Genomic DNA, 23,722 nt, shown 5'->3' with positions numbered 1-23,722 from the left:
GGCTGAGGGATGGCGACGATTGGCCGACTTGATCGAAGGATATGCAATCGCTCAACGCAAATCACTCGTGTGAATCCCGTAGCCCCTTGCGGGGGAAGGTGTCGTCGCGTCAGCGACGACGGATGAGGGGTCGCCCGCCGCGCGCGCAACGCCCGCCGTTTTGCGACGCTTCGCCGATCGCGCTACTGCCCGCGCCGCCGCGCCGCGACAAGCGGGCTCCGCCGCCCCATCGCCATTGACCACGCCGTTTCCCGCGTTCATCGTGTGAAGGACTTCGCCGCGCCGTCCCGGATTGCCCGATGGATACGCCCGCCCAGAATGCGACGGTCTTCGGCCACGATAATATCATCGTACAGGCCAATGGCAGCGGCGTGAACGTCGCCGTCCAGGCCGACAAGGCCTATCTGCGCCTGACGCAATATGAAAAACGGACAAAGCTCGCGGCGCGCGACAAATCCGAAACCGGTCTGCTCAGCGCCTATCGCGCCGATGTCGTCCCGCTCGTCGGTCGCGACGACGCGCTCGACGATCTCAGGCATTGGCTCGACGGCGAAGCGCCCGTATCGATGCGTGTGCTGGTCGGCGCGGGCGGCCGCGGCAAGACGCGCCTCGCGCTGGAGCTCGCGCGCGGGATTTCCGAAGCGGGATGGCTCGCGGGCTTCGCTACCGTCGAGGAGCTCGACCGATTCCGCGCGCAGCACAATGTTGCGCAATGGCGCTGGGACAGGCCGGTTCTGATCCTCATCGACTATGCCGCGAGCCGCGCCGGACAAATCCGCGATTGGGCGCGCGAAATCAGCGATGCGGCGCTCGAGGACGGGCGCCCCCGGCTTCGCCTGCTGCTGATCGAGCGACAGGCCAATCGGGCGATTGGCTGGCTCGCGACGATCTTCGGCTACGGCAGCGACGATGCGTCACGCGCGCTGATCGCGCTGCTCGATCCGCCCGAACCGGTGGAACTGACGGCGATTGACGATCTCGCATTCCGGCGACGAATCTTCGCCGCTTTGCTCGGCAGCGGCGGCAGCGGGCTCGAAGCGCCGGCGCCCGGCGCCGATGCTGAATTCGACCGATTGCTCGCCGACCGCAAATGGGCGGGCGATCCTCTTTATCTCGGCATGGCGGGGCTGGTTGCGCGGCGCGAGGGAGTCAGCGCGGCGCTGAGCCTTTCGCGCACCGATCTCGCGCTCGCCATTGCCGAACGTGAATTGAAGCGCATCGGCGATATCGGCGCCGCGCATGGCGTCGACGCGTCAGGCCAGAACCATCGCGGCGCCTTCATCCGCCATATGGCTGTCATCGCGACCTTGACGCAAGGGCTGACGCGCGAAGAGGCGCGCAAGCTCGCCGAAGGCGAACATGCGGCCTTGAAGTCCGCCGCGCCGCTCAACTCGAGTTTGGAAGCCGTGTGCGACGCCTTGCCGGTCGCGGATGGAAGCGGCGGCGTCGCGCCGATCCTGCCCGATATCGTCGGCGAAGGCGCGATCCTCGCCTGGCTCGGCGACAAGGGGCCGATTGCACAATGGGGCCTGCCGCCGGCCGCCCGCATCGCTGCGGCGGCGCAAAGTATGTTGCCCAGGGTCAGCGCCGTCCTCGTGCGCATCGCGCAGGATTTCGCGCCGGCCGGCCGGGACGAGCCGGTCCGGTGGTTGGAAAGCCTTGCCGAGACATCGAACGCCGACATCGGCGCTCTCATGCAAATCGCCGACGCTCTTCCCATCAAGACGCTGGCATTGCGGGAGTTGGCGGTAAGACTGACCCGCCGAATCACCGCCGCGCTGCGCACCGCAGTCGCGGCCCGCAAGGCGCGCAATTCGGCCGCCGATCGCAAAGCTTTGCTCCCGCTGAGCGACCTGCTTGCGAAGTCACTGAACAATTTCGGCGATCGACTCAGCGGACTCGGCCGCCGCGAGGACGCGCTCGCAGCGACGCGGGAGGCGGTCGACCTCTACCGCCGCCTCGTCGCCGAAAGCTCCGAGGCCTTCGCGCCTCATCTCGCGAACGCGCTGAACAATCTCGGCAGTCGGCTCGGCGATCTCGGTCGGCGCAAGGACGCGCTCGCAGCGGCGCGGGAGGCGGTCGATATCCGTCGCCGTCTCGCCGCCGAAAGGCCTGGCGCCTTCATGCCCCTTCTCGCGAGCGCGCTGAGCAATTATGGCAATAAGCTCAGCGAATTCGGCAGGTTGGAGGACGCGCTCGCGCCAACGCTGGAGGCGCTCGAAATCCGTCGCCGTCTGGCCGCCGAGCGACCCGACGCCTTCATGCCAGATCTCGCGATCTCGCTCACCAATCTCGGCAATCGGCTTCGCGAGCTCGAGCGCCGCGAAGAGGCGCTCGCGCCGGCGCAGGAGGCGGTCGATATCTATCGTAGCTTCGCCGTCGAACAGCCGGACGCCTTCCTCCCCGACTTCGCAGCCGCGCTGATCAACCTCGGCGTGATACTCGGCAAACTCGACCGGCGCGAGGGCGCCCTCGCGGCCACCACGGAGGCGTTGGACATTTGTCGCCGTCTCGCGGCCGAAAGACCCGAGGCCTTCATGCCCACGCTTGCGACGTCGTTGAACAATCTCAGCGACAAGCTCGGCAAGGTCGGCCGGCGCGAGGAGGCCCGCTCGGCGGCGCAAGAGGCCGTCGATATTCATCGCCGCCTCGTCGCCGAAACGCCCGACGCCTTCATGCCCGATTTCGCGGGGTCGCTGAGCGATCTCGGCAAAAGGCTCCGCGAACTCGGCCGCCGCGAGGACGCGCTCGCCGCGACGCAGGAGGCGGTTGATATTCATCGCCGCGTCGCCGCCGACGGGCCCGACGCTTTTCTTCCCTATCTCGCGACGGCGCTGAACGATCTCGGCGGCTGCCTCAGCGCGCTCGACCGACGCGAGGACGCAGTCGCAGCCGCGCAGGAGGCGATCGACATCTATCGCGGCCTTGCCGCCGAAATATCCGCCTTCCTGCCGGACCTCGCGGGATCGCTGAGCAATCTCAGCGACGGGCTCAGCAACCTCGGCCTCCGCGACGAAGCGCTCGGGGCGGCGCAGGAGGCCGTCGACATCTATCGCGGCCTCGCCGCGGAAAGGCCCGACGGTTTCCAGCCCGATCTCGCGATCGCGTTGAACAATCTCGGCGGAATGTTCTGCGGTCTTGAACAGCGCGACGAGGCCCTTGCGGCGGCGCGGGAGGCCGTGGCGACTTTGGCGCCCTTTTTCTTGCGCGCGCCGACGGCCTATTCCCAGCGAATATTTCCGCTATGCCAAAACTACCTCAACCGCTGCGCAGATGCCGGCGTCGAACCGGACCACGCTTTGCTCGGGCCGATTGTCGAGACTTTGCAAACGCTGCCGGAATACCAAACCGCCAACGCTTCGACTGCCGACTGACGCAAGAGAAAAGGAGACGCTCATGGACCCCGCTACGCTCGCCGCGACCGCGCTCGCCGCCGCCACGCCATACCTCCTCAAATTCGGCAAGGACGCCGCCAAGGAAGTCGCGTCCGGCGTCGGCAAATCCGTCTGGGACTGGATCAAAGGCAAACTGACCGGCGAAGCAGGCAAGGAAGCCGTCGCCGATCTGGAGGCGGCGCCGGGCGCGCCCGAGAACGCGCTGGCCTTGCAGGCAGCGCTGACGAAGGCTCTGAAAAAGGAGCCTGACACCGCCGCCGCGCTTGCCGCGCTGCTGAAAGAGCATGGCGTCGCCTTGACGAACCAGACGATGAATGTGACCGGCGACAACAACACAAGCGCGCAGGCGAGCGACGGTAGCACGATTACGATCCGGTAGAGCGCACGGTCGGGGGCAGCATAGAGCGCGTCAGCACGGCCGCGCTCAATTCATCTGCACCGAAGCCGACCCGCCCGCAGCCAGAACAGCCGCGCGCGCCGGGGCCGAAGCCTTGCGCTCCGCATAGCGCCGCGCGAGGGTAGCGCAGGCGAAGAGCTGCGCCTGATGGAACAGCATCAGCGGCAGCACGATCAGGCCGACGGCATGGCCCGGAAACAGGATGTTCGCCATCGGAATGCCGCCCGCCATGCTTTTCTTCGAGCCGCAGAAAACGATGGCGATCTCATCCTCCGTCGAGAAGCCGGCCCAGCGGGCGACATAGGTGGTGACGACCAGCACCAGGCCCAGCATCGCCATATCGAGCAAGGCGACGAGGCCAAGGCTCCCCAGGCTGACCTGCGACCAGACGCCCGCGACCATGCCGGCGCTGAACGCGGCATAGACGACGATCAGGATCGAGCCGCGGTCGACGATCGCGGTGATCGTCTTATGCCGCAGCAGCCAGGCGCCGATCAGCGGGCGCATCAACTGGCCCGCCGCGAAGGGGGCCAGCAATTGCAAGCCGATATCCTGCAGCGCCTTCACGCTGAACCCGGCGCCATGGGCGTTGAGCAGCAGAGCGACGAGGGCTGGCGTCAGCACCATGCCGAACAGGTTGGACGCCGAAGCGCTGCAGAGCGCCGCCGGCACATTGCCGCGCGCGATCGAGGTGAAGGCGATCGAGGATTGCACGGTCGAGGGCAGCACGCAGACGAACATCAGCCCGAGCGACAGTTCCGGCGACAGGAACGGCCGCATCGCCGCCGTCAGCGCCAGGCCGATCGCCGGGAAAAGAACGAAGGTGCTGGCCAGCACCAGCGATTGCAGGCGCCAGTCGGCGATGCCCGCCGCCACCGCCTGCGGCGACAATCGCGCCCCATAGAGGAAGAACAATAGCGCGACGGCGCCATAGACCGCGCCATCCATCACAGGCGCAGCGGCGCCGCGCGCCGGTAGCACCGCCGCCAGCCCGACTGTGCCGATCAAGGCGAGAAGATAGGGGTCGATGCGAAGGCGGGACAAGATGGAGGCGGGCGACATGACGATGGCGATCCTGTTTGACGAGCGATGCACAGGAACATAGGCCTGGCTCTGAAATTATAAATCATGATAATTTCGATAATAGTATCCACAAATCGTGATAACAAAACGCATGGAGATCGCGCCGATGCTCAATCCGGAACTCCTGCAATCCTTCCTCGCCGTCGCGGAGACGAAGAGCTTCACTTTGGCGGCCCAGCGCCTCGGCCTGCGCCAGTCGACGGTCAGCCAGCACATCAAGCGGCTGGAGGAAGCGCTGCGCCGTCATCTCTTCGCGCGCGACACCCATTCGGTGGCGCCGACGCCGGATGGCGATGCGCTGGTGGACTTCGCGCGCCGGGTGCTGGACGCCAACGAGCGCATCGACCGTTTCTTCGCGGGGTCGGAATTACGCGGCCGCATGCGCTTTGGCGCCTCGGAGGATTTCGTCCTGTCGGGGCTGCAGGACGTTCTGGCCGATTTCGCGCAGCGTCATCCCTCGGTCGATCTCGAACTGACCGTCGGGCTGAGCGGCATCTTGTATGAGAGGTTCGATTCCGGCGAGCTCGACGTGATTTTCGTCAAGCGCCGCGCCGGCGATACGCGCGGTGAGATCGCCTGGCGCGAGCAGCTTGTCTGGGTCGGCCGGCCAGGCATCCGGCCGGACCCGCAATTGCCGCTGTCGCTCGTGCTCTATCCCCCGCCCAGCATCAGCCGCGCTTTGGCGCTGGAGGCGCTGGCGCAGGCCGGCCGCACCTGGCGCGCCGCCTGCACCAGCGGCAGCCTCAGCGGCTTATGCGCGGCCGCGCGCGCCGGGCTTGGCGTCGCGCCCCATTCGGCGCGCCTGATCCCGCCCGGCCTCGTCGCGCTGCCATCGTCGCGCTTTCTGCCCGAACTGGGCGAGATCGAGTTCGTCGTGATCGGTCCCGGACAGCATCATCGCATCGCCTCGGCCCTGACGGCGATGATCCTGCGCAACGCCGACCGGCTGCAGAAGCCCCAGCCAGGGTGAGGCGCAGCAAGCGGGGCGCGAGGGCTTGGCGTCGCGGTTCATAAGCGGCAGGCTGCGATTGCGCCCAAGGGCAATGGGTCGGATCGTCGAAGGCGAAGCGGGAGTCTGAGATGGCGAAGTCGCCCATACAGGAAGCGGGTAGCGCGGTCCGGCTCGTCGTCGTCAGCAATTACGAGCAGCTCCAGCACGCCTTCGCAATTCGCAGCATCTGCTTCATGGAAGACACCGGCCTGTCGGTGAAGCGCGCCTTCGACGGCAATGATTTCCAGGCCACCCATATCGTCGCCTATGCCAGGGACGAGCCGATCGGCGCGACGCGCATCCGATGGTTCCGCGACTTCGCCAAGATCGAAAGGACCGGCTTTCGCAAGGCTTATCGAAGCGCGCAAGTGCTCAAGCAATGCTCGGCGTTCGTCTTCGATCACGCCGCTAGGAAAGGCTATACGCAGGTACTGACGGTGGCGCGGCGCGACTTCGCGGGCGTATGGATTCGCGTCCTCGGTTTTCGCGAACTCGCGCACCGCGCGATCATCCGCGAGGGCGAGCCCTTTCTGACGCTGGTGAAGAATCTGACCGCGCCGCAACAGGCGATATCGATCGAAACCGATTCCAACGTATTGATGCGCATCGAAGGCGCCTGGGACGTCGCGACGCCCTTCGAGGGCGAGAGCCGGTGACGCTGGGCGACGAAGATGGCGGGGGCGGACGCATGCGCAAGAATCCATCGCCGCGCCGCGCTTCAGGTCCGGCGCGGCGATGACGAGACATTCGGCCGACGGCCGAAGCGGCCCGACATCGCGAAGCCATCGCGCATGTTGAGGCCGATGAGGATGAGGTTGGCGAGACCGGCGGCGAGTTCCAGCGCCTGAACCGCGAGGAACCACGCGTCGAACATTCCGGCGCGCGCCTCCCAGGCGAGAAACAGCGCGCAAGGGACGAGCACGCAAATCCCGTTCAGAGCCGCCAGGACAAGGCGGCGCAGTTTTCGCGCCGCCAGGCCTTTGGGCGAAGGTCCCGCCAGACGCCGGCCCGTCGCGCCGGCGATCGCCATCATCGGGATGAGAACCAGCAGGCCGAAGACGATGCTTGTCTTGACCGCGGCGATGAGAGCGGGAATGGCGGCGATCTCGGCGACGATGGTCGCGGTCTGGAACGATGCGATGATCAGGAAGGCGGCGGCGCCAGCCGCGGCGTGAAGGGCGAGCGTGCGTTTTCGATCCCACATGCGAGGGCTCCATTGCCAGACGGACAGTCGGGAGTTACATAGTATGCAATGCAACAACATAGCAAGCTATATTTATGACCCTCGCCCGTGAAGCCTCCGCCGGATACATGACCAATCTCGCCGCGCGACTGTTCGCGCGCGCCATCGACGACCGCCTTCGCCCCCTCGGGGTCAGTTCCGGCCATCTGCCGGTTTTCTTCGCTTTGGCCAATGGCGGCGCCCTCACGCAAACCGCTCTGGCGCAGGCGGCCGCCACCGAACAGCCGACCATGGCCGCCACTTTGTCGCGAATGGAGCGCGACGGCCTGATCCGGCGCCGGCCCGATCCGCGCGATGGCCGCAGCGCGCTGATCGTCCTGACGCCGGTGGCCCTCAAGAAGGTCAAGGCGGTGGAGAACGCCGTGCAATCGGTCAACGAAAAGGCGCTGGCCAAACTCGATGAAGGCGCGCGCGACGCCTTTCTCGAAGCGCTCGCGAAGGTTGTTCGCGCGTTGGATTCGGGCGACGAGCGCGTCGGGTCGTCGCCAAGCGATCGTGCAGCCAAGCCGTCACGCGCATGACGTGAATTGGACTTACGCCTCAACGCGAAAGGCGGTCGGTGAGGCGCCGTTCGCTTGAACTCGCAATGCGCCGGTTCGGGCCGGCCATTGCCACCGGCGCTGAAACTTGCGTATCTTTTAGCGGACCGACGATCATCCGGGTGTTGTCCACGCGACAGGCGGAAGGAGCGTATGATGGCCTACGAGCCGCATAAATGGGCCTTCGGGCTGATTCCATTGGGCTTGCTCTGGATCGTCGGGACCGCCGAAGTGGTCGGACCGGTCGAATCCGATCTCTCCACGCATAGCGCTGCGGCTTTGCCCGCTGACCTGCTGGACAAGGCCGCCCTCGCCGTCGCGGGCCGCGACGTTTCGCTCTCCGGCGCCGCCTTCGCCGCGGATGGCCCGTTGACCGCCGTCCAGGCGGTTCTTGCGACGCCCGGCGTCAGGCTGGTCAACCCCGGCGCGCTCACGCTGATCCCCGAAGCCAAGCCCTATGTCTGGTCGGCGACGCGCGAGGGCGCCAAAGTCGCGCTCGCCGGCTCCGTCCCCGATCCCGCCGCGCGGGCCGACTTACTGGATGCGGCGAAGGCGATCCCAAGCGCCGATGTCGCCGACGCCTCGGTCTATCAGCGTGGCGACACGAGCGGGCTGGCGGCGGACGGCGCCTTCGCGCTCGGCGTGCTCGGCAAGCTTTCGAGCGGCGTCGCGACATTCAGCGACGGAGCCCTGACCATCACGGGAAAGACCGGCGATTCGGCCGCCTTTGAGCAGACGATGGCGGCGCTGGGCAAATTGCCGGCGGGGGTCAAGCTCGCCAAGGCCGATATCGCCGCCCCGGTCGCCGCGCCCTTCGTATTTTCCGCTTCAAGCGCGGACGGCGCCCTCAAGCTGACGGGCGCGGCCCCTTCGATCGCCGCGCGCGACGCGCTGGCGGCGACGGCGAAAACTTTGTTCCCGAACGCGAAAATCGACAATGCCTTGACGATCGCCAGCGGTCTGCCCGCCGGCGTCGATTTCGCCGCGGGCGCTGGCTTCGCGCTGACCCAACTGAAGGGGCTCGAAACGGGCGAAACGCGTTTCAGCGACGCTGATTTTTCGATCAAGGGCCGCGCGGCCGCCGCCGCGGCGGCCGATGCGGTCGAGGCGGCCGTCGCCTCTCCGCCAGCGGGGCTGAAGCTCGCCTCGGTCGCCATCGAGCGTCCCCCGCCGCCCCCCGCGCCTCCTCCGGCGCCCCCCGCGCAACCAACACCCGATCAGGCGGCGGCCGCGCCTCCGGCGCCTGCGCAACCCGCCGCCGATCAGGCCGCGGCCTCCCCTGCCCCATCAGCGCAAACCGCCGCCGCCCAGCCAGCCGCCTCTCCGCTCGCCTCGGGGCCGCCGCTCGACGTCAACGCCTGTCAGGAGGGGTTCAAGCAGCAACTCACCGGAACGCACATCGAATTCGAAACGGGCAAAGCGAATATTTCGCACGCCTCCGACGCCTTGCTGAACAATCTGGCGGGGATCGCGTTGCGCTGCGCGACCGGCCAGATCGAAATTTCCGGCCATACCGACAATACCGGAGGCGACGCCGAAAACGTGGCGCTGTCCAAAGCGCGCGCCGAGGCGGTGGTGAGTTTTCTCGTGCGCGCCGGCGTCGCGGCGAACCGCCTGAGCGCGGCCGGCTATGGATCGTCGAAGCCGGTCGCCTCCAACGATACCGAAGAAGGGCGCGCCCAGAACCGCCGCATCGAGTTTTCGGTCAAGGAATAGGGACGCCGAAAGCGCTCAAGGTCGATTGAACGTTTGGGAACAGGCGCCGGCGATCCGGCGCGGGAGCGGACGCCATGATTTACGATTTTTCGTTCCTTTGGATCTGGCTCCTGCTGGCGCTGATCGTCGGCCTCGTCGTCGGCTGGATCACCAACGCACGCGGGCCGCAAGGCCGCTGGTTTTTCGGCTGGTTCCGTCTCGCCTTGATCGTCTTCGTCATCGGCCTGCTGGTCGCCTGGCTGCATTGGCTGCCAGGACGCCTGGGCTTCTGGCTGGAGACCGCGTTGTTTTTCTTCGCGGCCTATATCGTCGGCTGCCTGATCGGCGGCTTCGTCAAGGCCAGCGTCGCGACGGAAGCCGAGCCCGCTACCGCGCCCCAACCCGTCGCGCCGGCTCCCGACAGCATTCGCGCGGCCGTGTCTCAACCGACCGTCGCGCCGACCCCGGTCCAGCCCATCGCAACGCCGACGCCACAGCCCGCTCCTGCGTTCTCCGACAGCGTATCCTCGCCCCATCCGACAGCCACGCCGACCCCGGTTCCGGAACCCGTCGCAACGCCGGTCCCACAGCCTGTCCCCGTCGTCGCAGCGGCGGCCTCAGCCGTGGCGGGCGCCGACCCTTCCGAGCCAGCCGCTATGGGGCCCGTGGAGGGTGAGGAAAAGCATGGCGGCAGCCGGCCGCCCGGCCTTGTCGGTCCGCGCGGCGGCAAGGCGGACGACCTCAAGCGGATCAAGGGCATCGGGCCGCAGAACGAGGGGCGCCTGCATGCGCTCGGCGTCTGGCATTTCGCGCAGATCGCCGCCTGGACGCCCGACAACGTCCACTGGGTCGGCAGCTATCTCGCCTTTCCCGGCCGCATCGACCGCGAGGAATGGATTGCCCAGGCCACCGCGCTCGCCGCTGGCGCCGAAACCGCCTTTTCGAAACGCGTCGAGGCCGGCGGCGTCGCCTCCAAGCATGACGACGGCTCGGCGGGTCAGTCCAACATCGCTGATCTCTCCAACATCAAGCCGCGCCATTAGCGCATAATGATTTATGGTCGAAACGGTCGAGTGTGATCCATCGTTTCGCATCAGGCTCTAGCGAATAGAATTCAACATCTGGCTCCAGCCGGTCGTGTGTGTGCTCACGCCCGCCTCAAGAAGACATAAGAGCAGATCGCCGCCGACAAGGCCCCGACGCCCCCCACAGACAGCCAGATATGGGGGCCAAATCCAGCAGCGGCGTCGCCGTGCGGATGCGGCAACACATATTCGTCGAGCCCATAGACGATCAGCGTGCTGAGCGCGGCGCCGATGAGGATGGAAGCGGCGATGCACGAGGCTCTGCCGAATGCGCGCTTCGACATGATTTCGATCGCCGCTCCCGCCCCGAAGGCCGCCGGGCCGCCGATGGGATAGGCGGCGGCGAAGATGATCGCGGCGTCGACCAGCAAAGCGGGAACCATCTCCATCAACGAGATGCGATGGTCCTGTTCGAAGAATTCGCGGAAAGCGACGCTCGCCAGAAGGAGACCTACGGCTATCGCCGCTCCGACAGGCGGACCGACAAACGCGAACCAAACAGCGGACTTCCAAATCGACCGCGACATCGATGGCGTACTTTCTGTTCAAACGACGGACGACGGATCGCCGACACGACGCAATGGCGGCCCGCTCCGAACGCAGGCGTCTGACTGGCTTACGGTCTCAGGCGTCTTGATTTCGTGGTCGTTTTTGCCGACACTCATTTTGCAATGCCTCACCCGGAGACTTCGCCATGGATGAATTGATCGCGCGTTTGACCGCCGCCGCCAACATCGGCGAGGACGCCGCCAAGAAGGCCGTCGGGATTATTTTCGGCTTCGTCGAGAAGGAAGCGCCACAGCTTCAATTGGACAAGCTTCTTGCGGCGATTCCAGGCGTCGACGATCTCGTCGCGGCGGCCGCCGCTTCCGCCGGCTCGGCTGGCGGGCTGTTTGGAAAAATCGGCGGCATGCTGGGCGGCGCTGGCGGCGATCTCGTGGCGGCCTTCGGTCGCCTGGAGAGCGAGGCGGGGCTCGACACAGGCCAGGTCGAAACCGTCGGCAAGGAGATATTCGCGTTTCTGCGCGCCAAGCTCGGCGACGACGCCGTCTCCAAGATTTTGTCGGCCGTCCCCGGCCTGAACAAATTCGCCTGAATTCGACCCGGCGCGCCGAACGCGCGCCGCTGTCGATCACGAAAAGATTATCGCCCGCTGCGCGTGTTTGCGCGGCGCGGCGATACAAGGCGCGGCGCCGGTCATTGTCAGATCGCCAATTCCTTGCAATCCTTCGCCGGCCGCCCTCGGACAGGGCCGGTCTATGTTCAGTCACAACGGGAGGGGTTCATGATCCGCAGCATTATCGTCGCGGCGGCGCTCGCGGTCAGCGTCCAGGCGGCCGTCCCGCAGAATCTCGACGTGATCAAAGAGCGCAAGCAGACGATGAAGGATAATGGCGCGGCGGCCGGCGCCACGGCCAAGATGCTGAAGGGCGATGCGCCCTTCGATTTGGCCACGGTCCAAAAGTCGCTCAACACGTTCATCAGCGCGTCTAAGAAGATGCCCTCGTTGTTTCCGGACGATTCAAAAACCGGAGGGGATACGAGGGCTTTGCCGGCGGTTTGGGCCGACAAGGCCGACGTGGACGCGCGTTTCGCAAAATTTGGGCAGGATGCGACGGACGCCCTGGCGGCGATCAAGGACGAGGCGAGCTTCAAAGCGTCTTTTCCGCCCATCTTCAAAGATTGCGGCGGCTGCCATGAGAAATATCGGGCGGCTCAAAACTGAGCGTGCTGCGAAGGGCGGCTTGCGAGACGGTTGAGATGAAGCCGTAGCGCCCGACGACGCGGGATCGCCGATGCCTGTCAGATCCACCCTGCTCGTTCTGGCTGCGCTCGCCGCGGTCGCGGCCTGTGCGCTCTGGCAGCTTACAGAACCGCGGGCCGCCTTTTCGCGCGACCAATGGCAGAGCTACGAACAAGGCGGCGACGCGGCGCGCGGCCGCATCGTCTTCGAGGCGGGCGGATGCGCGTCTTGTCACGCGACGCCGGGGCAGCCCGATCGGTTGAAGCTGGGCGGCGGCCTTCAGTTGAAATCGCCGTTCGGCAGCTTCACCGTTCCCAATATATCGCCCCATCCTGACGACGGGATCGGCGCGTGGAAGGTCGTCGATCTCGCCAATGCGATGCTGACCGGCGTGTCGCCATCACGCACGCATTATTATCCCGCCTTTCCCTACACATCGTTCCAGCGCGTGAAAATCGAAGACGTCAGGGATCTCATGACGTTCTTGCGGACGCTCGCGCCTGTCTCCGGCAAGGCTGGGGATCACGACCTTTCGTTCCCGTTCAACATCCGGCGCGGTTTGGGGCTTTGGAAGCTGCTGTTTCTCGACGGCAAGCCGCTCAAGGCCGATCCGGCGAAAACTTTGCAATGGAATCGCGGCCGCTATCTCGTCGAGGGCCTCGGCCATTGCGCCGAATGCCATTCGCCGCGCAATATACTCGGCGCCGTTGTCGCCGACCGGCGCTTTGCCGGCGGTCCCAATCTGGAGGGCAAGGGGAGAGTTCCCAATATCACGCCGGATGCGTCAGGACTCGGCCCATGGTCGCAAAAAGACATCGCCGAACTGCTGACCAGCGGCCTCACGCCCGATGGCGATTCGGTGGGCGGCGCCATGGCCGAGGTCATCCGGAACACCGCCGAATTGCCGCCGTCGGACCGCGAGGCGATCGCCGAATACTTGAAATCGCTGCCGCCGCGACAAACAAGTCCGCCTGAAAAGAAAGGATCAGGCGGATGAGTCGACCGCTAGGCGAGGCGGAGACGAGGATATTCAGGCCGGCGCAAGCCTTTTGACGTAAAAGGGTGGGCGGACGACAGAGGGCGGCAAGCCCACCCGCGTGCAACCGAAGGTTCGATCATGTCGCTTGCGGGCAGCGTGCGCTCAAGCGTCGCCGACAGCGCGTTTGAGATCAGGCGCCGAGAGAAGCGCGACGCCGACGCTCTCTTCCGCATGTTCGATCAGCCTCAGTGCCGGCAAGGCATGGTCCTGGAGCCGTTCAGCTCCGCCAGTGCGGTTCAAGCCTGGTTCGACAGCAATGGTTCCGACAATTATGAGACGGTTGCGACCATCAACGACACAGCGATCGCATTTGCCGGCTTGTTTCCCGGCCGGGGCAGCCAAAGTCACGTCGGAGGGCTGAGTCTCTTCGTTCACGACCAATTTCAGGGCCGCGGGCTTGGCGCGCTATTGATGACGGCGATCATCGCTACGGCCGATCTATTGCTCGGCCTGCGCCGCATCCAATTGACCGTCTTTTGCGACAATGAACGCGCGATCTCTCTCTATCGCAAATTCGGCTTCGAAATCGAGGGACGCCATAGCGGCTTCGCGCGTCGCGGCCATCAATTGCTCGACGCCTTCACGATGGCCAGAATCGCAGCCGGCGGACCGGCCCGGCGCCTCGACGCCGAACTACTTACCCGCGATCTCAGCGATTTGATCTCTCTTTCCCGGCGCCGTTTCAGACTCGCGTCATGAAGGACAACGTCCGCCTCTTCTCGCCGATCCAGGATCGCCCGTCGGCCGCCTTCGTCTCGGGAACAAAGACCTTGTCGAAGGAAACGCCGATATCATCGTCTTTTTTCCAGACGATATGAGCGCTGCGCGCGATCCCAGCGCGGTCGATCGTCAGTTGGAAGGGATTGGGTAGAAGGCGACCGCCCAGCACGCGCACCGCCGCCCCTTCGTCGGAAATGTTGCGCACCAGGATTTCGATCGGCTCAATCGCGGGGTCGATTGCGATTTGCGCGCCATAGCAAACGCGCCGCCGCGCGCTCGCGCGCTCCTTCATTTCCGGCGCCATCTTCGCCTCGGCGTATGGTTAGCAATGTGCTAGCGGCAGGCTATGCGCTGGCTCTAAAATAACAAAATGTATTTTAACGAAATGGTTACCATGCGGGCCGCGCCGGTTACGACTCCCGTCGCGTCGATCTCATAGGCGGCGGCCCACAAGCCATTGCGAGGATAGGGCGAATGGCATAATTTCGCGCCTGAATCCTCGCGCGAGTAGCCCGGAATTTCAATGATCTTTCTTAACCGCGAAAGACGCCTCGGGGCGGCCTTTCTCGTGAATGACGATATGGGCGCTCAGCGGTCCATCGCGAGTGAGCAGGGCTTCGCCCGAGGCCCAACTGATGGCGACGACCGCGCCGCCGCGCGACAGGACGGCATGCGTTTCGCTGATATAATCGCCGCGCCAGTAAATCCCGATGAGGTCATCGCCGGCGAAGATAATCTGCGCGCCTTGCCCCTGCTCCCAATGTCCCGCCCACTCGCCGTTCCAGCTCGATGATTGCTGCGCGTTGGCCGCCGGCAAGCCAGCAACTGCAAAACTGGCGATCAGGCTAAGACAAAGGAATCCGATCGCGACGCGCTTCATGGCCAACTCCCGCTTTCCAGCCTGTCCGTCCGACTGGCGGAAAGGTTTTACGGGATTGCACGCGCGCGAAAAACCAGGGCGGTGCGGAGCCCGTCACGTCCCTTTAGGCGTCGCCCGCTTCATCAGCGCATTCTCCATCCGCTCCGCCATTTCGCGTAAATACGGATTATGCGCTTCCCTGCCCGCGCGCCCCGCGTCGAGTTCGCTCTGGAAGCCGTCGCGCAAGGGCCAATGTTCGGCGAGCAGTTCGAAACCGGATTCTTCGATCGCCGCGATCGCATGGCTCAGTTGTTTCTCGGACCGGCCGACCTTGGAGAGCACGATGACGATGCGCCCCTCCGCGCCCTGCTTGGCGAGCTTGCGCGCGAGCGCAAGGGTCGGCCGTAGATCGTCGCTCGAGGTTCCTGTCGGCAAGAAGACGACATCGCTGTCCTCAGCGAGCTCCTTGGTCATTTCGTCGGCGAGGCCGCGCGTGTCGGCGACGATGACGTCGATCTCCTCCTCGCTCTTGTGAAGCTTCTTGAGGCTTTTGAACGGCCGCGCGTCGATCTCCGGCTCCACGCTATTGCGCATCCGCGTCGCGTTCCATTCGACGCAAGTGAGCTGTTCGAGATCGAAATCGGCCAGCAAGGTCTTGTGGCCGCGATGCGCGGCGCCCACCGCCAGCAAGCGCGCCAGCGTACTCTTGCCGACGCCGCCTTTCTGACTGACGAAGCTGATCAGACGCTTTTGCTTGTGCGCTTTGGTCATGATTTCCCCCACCGCTTGCAACAGCTAATACCAAAGCGCGGCGTTGAGCAATCGCAAGCCAAATCAGAGCGACGAACGTTTGTGCGAACCTTGCGAATCAACTAGTTTTAGAAGGCAGATCGAGGATGATTGCCCGTGTGGGTTTTGAAAAGCGCCTTTTTGGCAGCGCTGTCGTTTGCGGCTCCCACGAAAGATCGGTCTTTCGCTGAATTTCCTGGTTGTCCGCAGCCGCGGTTCGAGAAGCTGCAATACGCCCAGCCGCAATATGCGCAGCCGCGATACGCGCAACCGCAGTTCGCCCAGCCACAGTTCGCGCAGCCGCGATACGCGCAACCGCAATTCGCCCAGCCGCAATCCGCCGAGCCGAGCTTCGCACAGCCCCAATATGCGGAGCCGCAATACGCTCAGCCCCAGTATGCGCAGCCGCAATATGCTCAACCACAATATGCGCAGCCGCAATACGCCCAGCCGCAATACGCGCAGCCCTAATAGCGCCCCATCGCGCGCGGTCGCGATTCCTCTGAGGTCAAGGCGCCGCCTTATCCAATCAATGGAACTGAACGGTGGGTGAGGAATTGTCGCGCGCGCTGTTTGCCTCAGCTCCGCGCGTCCGCCACGCGCAGGCTCTCCATCAGCCGCCGATGGCCGGCCGGGATCGGCGTCGGGCGTTGCGTAGAGCGGGCGACATAGACATGGGTGTAGCGCCCCTGTGCGGCGGCAAGCGGCGCGCCTGCCTTGAACGCCGCCAAGACGTAGCGCACCGACGTGCGCCCGAGTTCTTCGACCGCGACGCCGATCTCGATCGCGTCGGGAAAAGCAAGGCTGGAGAAATAGACGCAATTGTTTTCGACAACGAGGCCGATCACATCGCTCTTGGCGGGATCGAGCAGGCCGGCTTCGATCAGAATGGCGTTCACCGCCGCGTCGAAAAAGAAATAATAGGCGGCGTTGTTGATGTGGCCATAGGGATCATTGTCCGACCAGCGCGTCGAGACCGGCACGAAGCGGGCGAAGGCCGCCCGCCCCAACGGCGCCGGCCTCTCCGCCCGCGCGCGCGTCATGATGCCGCCTCGACGTCAGGCCGCGGGGCCGCGCAGGCTCGCGACGGCGCGCCAGGCTGCGGCGACGAGCGCCCAAGCCAGCAAGGTTTTCAGCACCGTCGCCGCCACAAACGGGACGATGCCGCCGAGCCACGCCTTCTCCGGCCCGACCAGAACGGCGAGCCACGCAAAGCCAAACGCGAAAATGACAAGATGGCCAAGAACCATCACGGCGAGCAGGCGGCTGAGCGAACGATCCCAGCCGCGCTCCGCCAGCCAGCCGACCAGCGCCGCCGCGACGAGGAAGCCTAAGAGATAGCCGCCCGTCGGACCCGCCATATAGGCCGGACCGGCGCTCAACCCGGCGAACACCTGCAGGCCCATCAGGCCCTCGGCGAGATAGAGCAGGACGGTCGCGGCCGCGAGGCGCGCGCCGAACGCGGCGCCGAGCGCAAGGACCACCAGCGTCTGCAACGTCATCGGCACGGGATAGAACGGCACCTGCGCCTTGGCCGACAAAGCGAGCGCAAGCGCCCCGCCGATCGCCAGCGCTGCAAAACGAGCGATGCGCGAGGCCGTCTGTTGCGGCCAAAGCATTGCAGCAAGGGTTGGGCGCCGATTGTCGTTCATAATCCCTCCGTTAAGCCTGCGCGCGGATGTAAAAAGCGCCGCGCGATCGATCGCGCGAAGTCGCTCTTTTCGCGGTCTATGCGGTATAGAGGAGCCGTCCGCGTGGAACAAGCCGCCGCGGGCAGGCAGCGATGAAACCGTAAGAGGCCCGATGAGCGCGCCGCAGGATGACGAATTGATCTTCGAGGGGCCGTTGGACACATCGAGCGGCCGGTTGGCGCGCGTCTCTCCCCTGGTGCGCCGCCTTATCGCCAATAATCCCTCGCCGTTCACGTCGACGGGAACCTGCAGCTATCTCATCGGCGACGCACAACTCGCGATCGTCGACCCCGGTCCGCTCGACGAGGCCCATATTGAAGCATTGCTGCAAGCGGCGAACGGCGCAGAGGTGACCCATATCTTCGTCACCCATACGCATCGCGATCATTCGCCGGCGGCGGCGCGCCTCAAGGCGGCGACGGGCGCGCCCATCCTCGGCGCCCAGCCCTATCAGCCCCGCCAGGGCTCTACGGGCGCGCTCAAGGGGCTCGACGCCTCGCATGATCTGACCTATGCGCCCGATCACGTGCTGGAAGACGGCGCCGTTGTCAAAGGGCGCGGCTATACGATTGAGGCCGTCGCGACGCCGGGCCATGCCGCCAACCATCTGGCCTTCGCGCTGCGCGAGGAGAAGGCTTTGTTCTCGGGCGATCACGTCATGGCCTGGTCGACGTCGATCGTCGCGCCGCCCGACGGTTCGATGGGCGATTACATGGCCTCGCTCGACAAATTGCGCGCGCGCGACGAGACGATCTTCTGGCCCGGTCACGGCGGCCCCGTGCGCGAGCCGCAGCGCTGGATGCGCGCGCTCGCCCATCATCGCCGCCAGCGCGAAGCCTCGATCCTCACGCGCATCGAGGCGGGCGATACGGATGTTTCGCAGATCGTCGCCAGGGTCTACGACAACCTCAATCCGGCGCTGGTCGGCGCGGCGACTTTGTCGACGCTCGCCCATCTCGAAGACCTCGTCGCGAGGGGGCTTGTCGCGATGCAGGGCGAACTCGGGCCCGCGGCGCAATTCCACCGTATCACGCGATGAAAACGATCGCCGCGCGATCGCCCGCGCAGACGATCACTTCTCCTGCGCCAGCTCCTGCACCGCATCCGCGAATTTCTGGATGCGCTGGGCGTTGGCGCCAAAGTCGTGGCGCCAGATTCGCGAGGTCGAGCGGATGTCGATGCGCGTCTGGTTGGCCAGCGGTTTGATGCGGATGGCGATGTCGTCGACAAAGCCCAGGAACAGGGATTTGTCGCTCGCATCGATATGACCGACCCCTTCGCGCACGCTGGGCGCGATCGCGTCGACGATGCGCCAGCCGCGCGCCTTGGCCGCCTCGAGCGCGAGCTGATAGGCCTCGTTCGTCTCCATATCGACGAGGATGGGCTGGATTTTGGGATAGGCGCGCTGTTGCGCCTCGCGCGCCTCCGGGCTCGCCTCGGGCGGCGTGCGCCCGCCTCTCGCCTCCAGCGCCTTGACCGAACGCAGAAAGCTCGGCGGCGTCTCCAGATCGGTCGAGACGTCGTTGATGGCGGGCAGCGATATCGCCCGCCAGGACAGCCAAGCGGGATAGGCGAGCAATCCCAGCGCGAGAGCCAGCCCGACAAACGCGATTCCCGCCCCGCGCCGGCCCGTGCGCCAGATGACGATCGCCGCCGTCGCCGACAGCAGTCCCGCCAGACAGGCCAGAACGAGCGAAGCGCCAAGCACCGCCAGCGCCCCGGCCGGCTCGACCGCGCCGGCGCGCGACAGTCCCGCGCCCGTCGCCGCCACTGCGAGCGCGAAAACAGCAAGCCGCCGGCTCCAGATCGCCGCACGGGAATAGGGCTCTTCAAGGATCAGGCGTCGCATGAGTTCAATCAGCCGGGGCGCCTTTGTTCAACGACGCCGGGCGGCGCGTCAATGGCGAACGCGGCGCTTCGACGCATTGCGCCAAGGTTCTCCTGTCAGGTGCGGCGCACGCGACGGACATCGCGCGCCTTGACGATCGAGAGGAACCGTTCGCGGATCGTCGAAAATAGTCCGGGCGGCAGCATTCCATAGGCGACCGAAGCGTCGCTCGCGCCCGGCAATCGCCGCAGATCAGGGCCGGGCCAGATAAAGTCGTTCCATTCGGAAAGCACGACCCAGGAACGCGCATCGTCGAGCCGCAGCCGCTCCTTGACCTTGGCCGGAATCTCAACGGCCAGACTTCGATCGTCTGGCGGAACATGGGTTATGGGCAGCGCCAGGATGCGGATATCGCCATTTTCATCCGTGCGCAGAGCGGCGATGATCGCGCAGGGACGATCCTTTTGACCTTCGTCGCGGCCCTGCACATGCTCGCGATGCCAGAGATAGCTGTAGCGGATGACGAGGCCGGGAACCGGTTTTGGAAGCGCCGCCACCGATCACTTGAGCTCGGCGTCGAGATGGGCGAATTCATCAGCGACCTTGGCTTCGCGCACAGCTTCGATCCATTCCTCGGGAAGTTCCGTCGTCAGGCCAACCTGCCTGTCGCGCCGTTTCAGGCGCGCCCATTCCTCGGCCGCCATGACGACGAGCGAATCGCGCCCATGTTTAGTGATGATGACGGGTTCGTGTCGGGCTTTGTCGCTCAGCATTCCAAAGGCCTGCTGAAACTCACTCGCCGTCACTTTGGTGGCAGGCATGCCATAATCTCCGTTTCGGACATTATATCCAAAATGGAGATTAATTCAAGAATCCAGAGGCTATTCCCTCACGCCGTCGGCAAGCGATAATCCTTGAACGTCTCGCGCAGCTTCATCTTATTGATCTTGCCCGTCGCGGTATGGGGGATTTCCTTCACGAGCTGCATATCGTCGGGCAGCCACCATTTGGCGACGCGGCTTTGCAGGAAATTAATGACGTCGTCGCGCTGCGGCGTGCGCCCCTCCTTGGGTACGACGACGAGCAGCGGGCGCTCGTCCCATTTGGGATGGGCGATGCCGATGACCGCGGCCTCCTGGATGTCGGGATGGCCGACCGCGAAATTTTCAATGTCGATCGAGGAAATCCATTCGCCGCCCGATTTGATGACATCCTTGGCGCGGTCGGTGATCTGCATATAGCCGTTGGGATCGATGGTCGCGACATCGCCGGTGTCGAAGAAGCCGTTCTCGTCGAGAATGTCGCCGCCATCGCCCTTGAAATAGGCGCTGGAGACGGCGAAGCCCGCGACCTTGAGCCGGCCGAACTTCTTGCCGTCCCAGGGAAGTTCGTTGTCCTCGTCGTCGGTGATTTTCATCTCGACGCCGAACGGCGCCCAGCCCTGCTTCTCCTTGAGCGCCAGAAGCGTCTCGCGCGGCAGGCCGGCGACGACCGGTTTGATCGATCCCGTCGAACCGACCGGGCTCATCTCGGTCATGCCCCAGGCGTGGCGCACCTCGATGCCGTAATCGACTTCGAAGGCGCGGATCATCGCCGGCGGGCAGGCCGAACCGCCGATCCCGACCAGCTTCAACGTCGTCGGCCGCTTGTTCTCCTGCCGCAGATATTGCAGCAGCATCAGCCAGACGGTCGGCACCGCCGCCGTCATCGTCACCTTCTCGCTTTCCAGCAATTCATAGACCGAGGCGCCGTCGAGCTTGGCGCCGGGCATCACCAATTTGGCGCCGCGCATCGGGCAGGAGAAAGCAAGCGACCAGGAATTGGCGTGGAACATCGGCACGATCGGCAAGACCGAATCGGCAGACTCGATGTGCAGCCCATCGCCATTGGTGCTGGCCATCGAATGCAGGACATTCGAGCGATGAGAATAGAGGACGCCTTTGGGATTGCCCGTTGTGCCCGAGGTGTAGCAAAGCCCGGCGGCGGTGCGCTCTTCGAACTCGGCCCAGCGGAAGTCGCCGTCGGCCTCGGCGAGCCATTCCTCGTAAGGAACCGCATTGCGCAACTTGGTCGCCGGCATATGCGCGGCGTCGGTGAGGACGACATAACGCTCGACGCTCGGCAGCTTGTCGGCGAGCGCCTCCAGCAGCGGCACGAAGGTCAGGTCGACGAAGACGATGCGGTCTTCGGCGTGATTGATGATCCAGGCGATCTGCTCGGGAAACAGGCGCGGATTGACCGTGTGATAGATCGCGCCAAGGCCGACAATCCCGTACCAGGCTTCCAGATGCCGATAGCCGTTCCAGGCGAGCGTCGCGACGCGATCGCCAAGACGGACGCCGTCGCGCTTGAGGCGCTGCGCGACGCGCAGCGAGCGATCGCGAATCTGGCGATAATTGCTGCGATGCATCGGCCCTTCGATGGTGCGCGACACCACCTCGCGGCCGCCATGCTGGATCGCCGCGAAGTCGATGATCTTGTGCAGCAGCAGCGGCCAGTCCTGCATCAACCCGAGCATAACATCCTCCCTTGTCGCCTGCGTCGTCGTTGCAGGTGCGCGTTCCCTCCCCCCTTGTGGGGGAGGGTTAGGGAGGGGGGGTCAGGCCGGACTATCAAGCAAAGAGCGCTCCGCCCTTCTTGATAGGTCAGCGCGACCCCCCTCCCCATCCCTCCCCCACAAGGGGGGGAGGGGGCGTATCTCTTCCGACGCAGAACCCTTTGCAAATCTGTCGTGGCTCCAAGCATGGCGCCCGGCGCCCGGCTTGGCAAATTGCCGGACGCGCCATGTGTCGATAGCATGAACGCGCGAGGCCGCAAGGGATTCGCTGGGGAAAAAGGCGTTGCTTATGGCCGATCAGACAGGCGCGAGCGACCCGTTGCGGGTCTGGTTCCGATTGATGCGGCTGGAGACCCGCATGCGCACCGCCGTCGCCGAAGGCCTGCGCCAGATCGGTCTGTCGGTGCCGCAATGCGACGTGCTGACGACGCTGACCGAACAGGAGGGCGTGAGCCAGCAGGATCTGGCCAAGCGCCTCTATGTCACCAAAGGCAATATATCCGGATTGATCGATCGCCTCGTCGCGGCGGGCCTCGTCGAGCGCCGCGCGATCGCCGCCGACAAGCGCCAGCATGCGGTTTTTCTCACTCTGGCGGGCCGCGCTTCGGCCGAACAGGCGATCGCCTGCCAGCGCCGCTTCGTCGCCCGCACGATCGGCCGCCTGCCGGCGGAGGATTTATCGTCGCTGGAGCGCCTGCTGGTGGCGACGCGCGATCTCGTGCGCGCGCCGGGGGAGTGAGGCCGCCATGCCGACAAGCCCAAAGGGCGCCAAACGCCAATCCGCTGGGAGCGGCGCCCCCGCCTACGACGTCAGCGCCATCGCCGGCTGGCTGGTCGACGGCGCGCGCTCGGCGTCGAAATCCGAGGACGTGCTCACCGAAATGTGCGTCCGCCTCAGCGCCTGCGGCCTGCCTTTGTGGCGGGTGGCGGTCTATGTCAACACGCTGCATCCGCAGATCCTGGCGCGCCGCTTTCTCTGGCGCCCGGGCGCCAATGCCGGCGTCGACGAGGCGCCTTTCGCATTTGCGACCAATGTCGGCTATCGCGACAGCCCCATCGTCCGCATCAGGACGACCGGCGAGGCGATCCGCCGCACGCTCGCCGACCCCCATTGCCCGATGGATTTCGAAGTCCTGAAGGAGCTGCGCGAGGAAGGGGTGACGGATTATCTGGCCGCGCCGCTGCGCTTCACCAATGGCGAAATCCATTCGGCCTCTTTCACGACACGGCAGGCGGGCGGCTTCTCGCAGGCTCAGATCGACGCGCTCGAGGCGATCCTGCCGCCGCTCGCGCGGGTCGCCGAAGTGCGCGCGCTGCGGCGCACCGCCGTCAATCTTCTGGACGCCTATGTCGGGCATGACGCTGGCGAACGGATTCTGGCGGGGCGTATCCGGCGCGGCGACACCGAGACGATCCGCGCCGCGATCTGGCTCTCCGATATGCGCGGCTTCACCAGGCTCGCCGACACGATCGCGCCGCAGGCTTTGATCGAGCGGCTCAATCTGTTCTTCGACTGCCTCGTGCCGGCGATCGAGGCGGAAGGGGGCGAAGTGCTCAAATTCATGGGCGACGGCCTGCTCGCGATTTTCCGCTTCGCCGATGAGACCGGGGTCGACGTGGCCTGCGCCCGCGCCTTGCGCGCGGGCCGGCAAGCGCAAGCGGCGATCGAGGCGCTGCCCGCGACGAGCGATGACGAAAACCAAGCGCGCCTGCGTTTCGGCCTCGCTCTGCATCTGGGCGAGGCGCTTTATGGCAATATCGGCGGCGGCGGCCGTCTTGATTTTACCTGCATCGGCCCGGCGATCAACATGGCGGCGCGCTTGGAGAAGATCGCCTCGAAGCTCGGCCGCGTGATCGTCGCGTCCACGGCTTTCGCGCAGCGCCTGCCCGATGATTTCACGGCCCTGGGCGATTTTGAGCTCGCGGGGTTTCGCAGCGCGCAGACGGTGTATGGGCTGCGGGAGGATGGCGCGGGCGCGTGAATTTCTGACCGCGTACCGCGAATGGCGGTTGTATTTCCACCAGAGATGCCGATAATTCCCTCGATTCTGGGGGATCCTTATCGGC

The 23,722-nt window shown here is 65.3% G+C and carries 27 protein-coding genes; 14 read left to right on the top strand and 13 right to left on the bottom strand.

The genetic code is table 11. The features are described from left to right. Window positions 1-299 precede the first annotated feature (299 nt). Both GSQ90_RS23335 and GSQ90_RS23330 read left to right on the top strand, forming a co-directional pair. Window positions 300-3,374 carry a tetratricopeptide repeat protein gene (locus GSQ90_RS23335; RefSeq protein ID WP_158817323.1) on the top strand — a complete coding sequence of 1,025 codons (3,075 nt, stop codon included), beginning with the start codon at window positions 300-302 and terminating at the stop codon, window positions 3,372-3,374. A 22-nt stretch (window positions 3,375-3,396) separates the two neighbouring features. After that, window positions 3,397-3,774: a hypothetical protein gene (locus GSQ90_RS23330; RefSeq protein ID WP_158817322.1), complete on the top strand. Its 378-nt coding sequence runs from the start codon at window positions 3,397-3,399 to the stop codon at window positions 3,772-3,774. A 45-nt stretch (window positions 3,775-3,819) separates the two neighbouring features. Here the strand turns inward: GSQ90_RS23330 and GSQ90_RS23325 are convergent, their stop codons facing one another. Next, a complete protein-coding gene (locus tag GSQ90_RS23325) occupies window positions 3,820-4,854 on the bottom strand; it encodes a bile acid:sodium symporter family protein (RefSeq protein ID WP_158817321.1) in 1,035 nt (344 codons plus the stop codon). A 127-nt stretch (window positions 4,855-4,981) separates the two neighbouring features. Between GSQ90_RS23325 and GSQ90_RS23320 the strand changes: the two genes are divergently transcribed. Continuing rightward, window positions 4,982-5,845, top strand: a complete 864-nt coding sequence (locus GSQ90_RS23320) for a LysR family transcriptional regulator (RefSeq protein WP_158817320.1) — start codon at window positions 4,982-4,984, stop codon at window positions 5,843-5,845. Window positions 5,846-5,955: 110 nt separating this feature from the next. After that, entirely contained in the window at window positions 5,956-6,522 is a 567-nt protein-coding gene (locus GSQ90_RS23315; RefSeq protein ID WP_158817319.1) for a hypothetical protein, read from the top strand. Between the two features lie 62 nt (window positions 6,523-6,584). Here GSQ90_RS23315 and GSQ90_RS23310 read toward each other — a convergent pair whose 3' ends face one another. Beyond that, complete coding sequence (locus GSQ90_RS23310) at window positions 6,585-7,070, bottom strand: hypothetical protein (RefSeq protein ID WP_158817318.1); 486 nt, start codon at window positions 7,068-7,070, stop codon at window positions 6,585-6,587. Between the two features lie 74 nt (window positions 7,071-7,144). On the opposite strand from GSQ90_RS23310, the gene GSQ90_RS23305 reads away from it, so the two are divergent. The 3 genes from GSQ90_RS23305 (at window position 7,145) to GSQ90_RS32030 (ending at window position 10,386) form a co-directional block, all read left to right on the top strand. Continuing rightward, window positions 7,145-7,630 (top strand): MarR family winged helix-turn-helix transcriptional regulator, encoded by a 486-nt coding sequence (locus GSQ90_RS23305; RefSeq protein WP_158817317.1) that lies wholly within the window; start codon window positions 7,145-7,147, stop codon window positions 7,628-7,630. Between the two features lie 171 nt (window positions 7,631-7,801). After that, entirely contained in the window at window positions 7,802-9,364 is a 1,563-nt protein-coding gene (locus tag GSQ90_RS23300; RefSeq protein WP_158817315.1) for an OmpA family protein, read from the top strand. A gap of 74 nt (window positions 9,365-9,438) precedes the next feature. After that, window positions 9,439-10,386 carry a hypothetical protein gene (locus GSQ90_RS32030; RefSeq protein WP_174247522.1) on the top strand — a complete coding sequence of 316 codons (948 nt, stop codon included), beginning with the start codon at window positions 9,439-9,441 and terminating at the stop codon, window positions 10,384-10,386. A 104-nt stretch (window positions 10,387-10,490) separates the two neighbouring features. On the opposite strand, the gene GSQ90_RS23290 is transcribed toward GSQ90_RS32030, so the two are convergent. Beyond that, complete coding sequence (locus tag GSQ90_RS23290; RefSeq protein ID WP_158817313.1) at window positions 10,491-10,955, bottom strand: hypothetical protein; 465 nt, start codon at window positions 10,953-10,955, stop codon at window positions 10,491-10,493. 167 nt (window positions 10,956-11,122) lie between these two features. Between GSQ90_RS23290 and GSQ90_RS23285 the strand changes: the two genes are divergently transcribed. From GSQ90_RS23285 to GSQ90_RS23270, 4 genes are all read left to right on the top strand, one after another. Next, complete coding sequence (locus tag GSQ90_RS23285) at window positions 11,123-11,524, top strand: DUF2780 domain-containing protein (protein ID WP_158817311.1); 402 nt, start codon at window positions 11,123-11,125, stop codon at window positions 11,522-11,524. Window positions 11,525-11,713: 189 nt separating this feature from the next. Further along, entirely contained in the window at window positions 11,714-12,154 is a 441-nt protein-coding gene (locus GSQ90_RS23280; protein WP_158817309.1) for a cytochrome c, read from the top strand. A 70-nt stretch (window positions 12,155-12,224) separates the two neighbouring features. Continuing rightward, window positions 12,225-13,169, top strand: a complete 945-nt coding sequence (locus GSQ90_RS23275; protein ID WP_158817307.1) for a cytochrome c — start codon at window positions 12,225-12,227, stop codon at window positions 13,167-13,169. Between the two features lie 120 nt (window positions 13,170-13,289). Next, on the top strand, window positions 13,290-13,910 hold the full coding sequence (locus GSQ90_RS23270; protein ID WP_158817305.1) for a GNAT family N-acetyltransferase: 621 nt from the start codon (window positions 13,290-13,292) through the stop codon (window positions 13,908-13,910). On the opposite strand, the gene GSQ90_RS23265 is transcribed toward GSQ90_RS23270, so the two are convergent. The 6 genes from GSQ90_RS23265 to GSQ90_RS23240 all read right to left on the bottom strand — a co-directional run bounded on the left by GSQ90_RS23265 (window position 13,894) and on the right by GSQ90_RS23240 (window position 17,231). Continuing rightward, window positions 13,894-14,235 carry a hypothetical protein gene (locus GSQ90_RS23265; protein ID WP_158817303.1) on the bottom strand — a complete coding sequence of 114 codons (342 nt, stop codon included), beginning with the start codon at window positions 14,233-14,235 and terminating at the stop codon, window positions 13,894-13,896. The genes GSQ90_RS23270 and GSQ90_RS23265 overlap by 17 nt on opposite strands. Window positions 14,236-14,451: 216 nt before the next feature. Further along, window positions 14,452-14,811 carry a hypothetical protein gene (locus tag GSQ90_RS23260; RefSeq protein ID WP_158817302.1) on the bottom strand — a complete coding sequence of 120 codons (360 nt, stop codon included), beginning with the start codon at window positions 14,809-14,811 and terminating at the stop codon, window positions 14,452-14,454. A gap of 93 nt (window positions 14,812-14,904) precedes the next feature. Then, a complete protein-coding gene (locus GSQ90_RS23255; RefSeq protein WP_158817301.1) occupies window positions 14,905-15,561 on the bottom strand; it encodes a ParA family protein in 657 nt (218 codons plus the stop codon). A 63-nt stretch (window positions 15,562-15,624) separates the two neighbouring features. Continuing rightward, window positions 15,625-16,035 (bottom strand): hypothetical protein, encoded by a 411-nt coding sequence (locus tag GSQ90_RS23250; RefSeq protein ID WP_158817300.1) that lies wholly within the window; start codon window positions 16,033-16,035, stop codon window positions 15,625-15,627. A gap of 122 nt (window positions 16,036-16,157) precedes the next feature. Further along, the gene (locus tag GSQ90_RS23245; protein ID WP_158817298.1) at window positions 16,158-16,622 is read right to left on the bottom strand and encodes a thioesterase family protein; all 465 of its coding nucleotides are present in this window, start codon (window positions 16,620-16,622) and stop codon (window positions 16,158-16,160) included. A gap of 15 nt (window positions 16,623-16,637) precedes the next feature. Next, window positions 16,638-17,231: a biotin transporter BioY gene (locus GSQ90_RS23240; protein WP_246731726.1), complete on the bottom strand. Its 594-nt coding sequence runs from the start codon at window positions 17,229-17,231 to the stop codon at window positions 16,638-16,640. A 151-nt stretch (window positions 17,232-17,382) separates the two neighbouring features. Here GSQ90_RS23240 and GSQ90_RS23235 point away from each other — a divergent pair, with 151 nt between their 5' ends. After that, on the top strand, window positions 17,383-18,309 hold the full coding sequence (locus GSQ90_RS23235; RefSeq protein WP_158817296.1) for an MBL fold metallo-hydrolase: 927 nt from the start codon (window positions 17,383-17,385) through the stop codon (window positions 18,307-18,309). 33 nt (window positions 18,310-18,342) lie between these two features. Here GSQ90_RS23235 and GSQ90_RS23230 read toward each other — a convergent pair whose 3' ends face one another. The 4 genes from GSQ90_RS23230 to GSQ90_RS23215 all read right to left on the bottom strand — a co-directional run bounded on the left by GSQ90_RS23230 (window position 18,343) and on the right by GSQ90_RS23215 (window position 21,616). Further along, entirely contained in the window at window positions 18,343-19,119 is a 777-nt protein-coding gene (locus GSQ90_RS23230) for a DUF1499 domain-containing protein (RefSeq protein WP_158817294.1), read from the bottom strand. A 95-nt stretch (window positions 19,120-19,214) separates the two neighbouring features. Next, on the bottom strand, window positions 19,215-19,655 hold the full coding sequence (locus tag GSQ90_RS23225) for a hypothetical protein (RefSeq protein ID WP_158817292.1): 441 nt from the start codon (window positions 19,653-19,655) through the stop codon (window positions 19,215-19,217). Between the two features lie 3 nt (window positions 19,656-19,658). Continuing rightward, a complete protein-coding gene (locus tag GSQ90_RS23220) occupies window positions 19,659-19,919 on the bottom strand; it encodes a type II toxin-antitoxin system prevent-host-death family antitoxin (protein WP_158817290.1) in 261 nt (86 codons plus the stop codon). Between the two features lie 68 nt (window positions 19,920-19,987). Continuing rightward, window positions 19,988-21,616, bottom strand: a complete 1,629-nt coding sequence (locus tag GSQ90_RS23215) for a long-chain-fatty-acid--CoA ligase (protein WP_158817288.1) — start codon at window positions 21,614-21,616, stop codon at window positions 19,988-19,990. Window positions 21,617-21,944: 328 nt separating this feature from the next. Between GSQ90_RS23215 and GSQ90_RS23210 the strand changes: the two genes are divergently transcribed. Then, window positions 21,945-22,394, top strand: coding sequence for a MarR family winged helix-turn-helix transcriptional regulator (locus tag GSQ90_RS23210; protein ID WP_158817286.1), 450 nt, complete (start codon window positions 21,945-21,947; stop codon window positions 22,392-22,394). A gap of 7 nt (window positions 22,395-22,401) precedes the next feature. Next, window positions 22,402-23,637: an adenylate/guanylate cyclase domain-containing protein gene (locus GSQ90_RS23205; RefSeq protein ID WP_158817284.1), complete on the top strand. Its 1,236-nt coding sequence runs from the start codon at window positions 22,402-22,404 to the stop codon at window positions 23,635-23,637. The last annotated feature ends 85 nt before the right edge of the window (window positions 23,638-23,722 follow it).

Source organism: Methylocapsa sp. S129 (assembly GCF_009765995.1).
GTDB lineage: Bacteria > Pseudomonadota > Alphaproteobacteria > Rhizobiales > Beijerinckiaceae > Roseiarcus.
Note: the sequence above shows the minus strand (reverse complement) of the source record. Positions and strands in the feature narration are given on the sequence as shown.

Coding starts and splice junctions, on each gene's coding strand:
- GSQ90_RS23335 (WP_158817323.1), top strand. CDS start 300: ATGGATACGCCCGCCCAGAATGCGACGGTCTTCGGCCACGATAATATC.
- GSQ90_RS23330 (WP_158817322.1), top strand. CDS start 3,397: ATGGACCCCGCTACGCTCGCCGCGACCGCGCTCGCCGCCGCCACGCCA.
- GSQ90_RS23325 (WP_158817321.1), bottom strand. CDS start 4,854: ATGTCGCCCGCCTCCATCTTGTCCCGCCTTCGCATCGACCCCTATCTT.
- GSQ90_RS23320 (WP_158817320.1), top strand. CDS start 4,982: ATGCTCAATCCGGAACTCCTGCAATCCTTCCTCGCCGTCGCGGAGACG.
- GSQ90_RS23315 (WP_158817319.1), top strand. CDS start 5,956: ATGGCGAAGTCGCCCATACAGGAAGCGGGTAGCGCGGTCCGGCTCGTC.
- GSQ90_RS23310 (WP_158817318.1), bottom strand. CDS start 7,070: ATGTGGGATCGAAAACGCACGCTCGCCCTTCACGCCGCGGCTGGCGCC.
- GSQ90_RS23305 (WP_158817317.1), top strand. CDS start 7,145: ATGACCCTCGCCCGTGAAGCCTCCGCCGGATACATGACCAATCTCGCC.
- GSQ90_RS23300 (WP_158817315.1), top strand. CDS start 7,802: ATGATGGCCTACGAGCCGCATAAATGGGCCTTCGGGCTGATTCCATTG.
- GSQ90_RS32030 (WP_174247522.1), top strand. CDS start 9,439: ATGATTTACGATTTTTCGTTCCTTTGGATCTGGCTCCTGCTGGCGCTG.
- GSQ90_RS23290 (WP_158817313.1), bottom strand. CDS start 10,955: ATGTCGCGGTCGATTTGGAAGTCCGCTGTTTGGTTCGCGTTTGTCGGT.
- GSQ90_RS23285 (WP_158817311.1), top strand. CDS start 11,123: ATGGATGAATTGATCGCGCGTTTGACCGCCGCCGCCAACATCGGCGAG.
- GSQ90_RS23280 (WP_158817309.1), top strand. CDS start 11,714: ATGATCCGCAGCATTATCGTCGCGGCGGCGCTCGCGGTCAGCGTCCAG.
- GSQ90_RS23275 (WP_158817307.1), top strand. CDS start 12,225: ATGCCTGTCAGATCCACCCTGCTCGTTCTGGCTGCGCTCGCCGCGGTC.
- GSQ90_RS23270 (WP_158817305.1), top strand. CDS start 13,290: ATGTCGCTTGCGGGCAGCGTGCGCTCAAGCGTCGCCGACAGCGCGTTT.
- GSQ90_RS23265 (WP_158817303.1), bottom strand. CDS start 14,235: ATGGCGCCGGAAATGAAGGAGCGCGCGAGCGCGCGGCGGCGCGTTTGC.
- GSQ90_RS23260 (WP_158817302.1), bottom strand. CDS start 14,811: ATGAAGCGCGTCGCGATCGGATTCCTTTGTCTTAGCCTGATCGCCAGT.
- GSQ90_RS23255 (WP_158817301.1), bottom strand. CDS start 15,561: ATGACCAAAGCGCACAAGCAAAAGCGTCTGATCAGCTTCGTCAGTCAG.
- GSQ90_RS23245 (WP_158817298.1), bottom strand. CDS start 16,622: ATGACGCGCGCGCGGGCGGAGAGGCCGGCGCCGTTGGGGCGGGCGGCC.
- GSQ90_RS23240 (WP_246731726.1), bottom strand. CDS start 17,231: ATGAACGACAATCGGCGCCCAACCCTTGCTGCAATGCTTTGGCCGCAA.
- GSQ90_RS23235 (WP_158817296.1), top strand. CDS start 17,383: ATGAGCGCGCCGCAGGATGACGAATTGATCTTCGAGGGGCCGTTGGAC.
- GSQ90_RS23230 (WP_158817294.1), bottom strand. CDS start 19,119: ATGCGACGCCTGATCCTTGAAGAGCCCTATTCCCGTGCGGCGATCTGG.
- GSQ90_RS23220 (WP_158817290.1), bottom strand. CDS start 19,919: ATGCCTGCCACCAAAGTGACGGCGAGTGAGTTTCAGCAGGCCTTTGGA.
- GSQ90_RS23215 (WP_158817288.1), bottom strand. CDS start 21,616: ATGCTCGGGTTGATGCAGGACTGGCCGCTGCTGCTGCACAAGATCATC.
- GSQ90_RS23210 (WP_158817286.1), top strand. CDS start 21,945: ATGGCCGATCAGACAGGCGCGAGCGACCCGTTGCGGGTCTGGTTCCGA.
- GSQ90_RS23205 (WP_158817284.1), top strand. CDS start 22,402: ATGCCGACAAGCCCAAAGGGCGCCAAACGCCAATCCGCTGGGAGCGGC.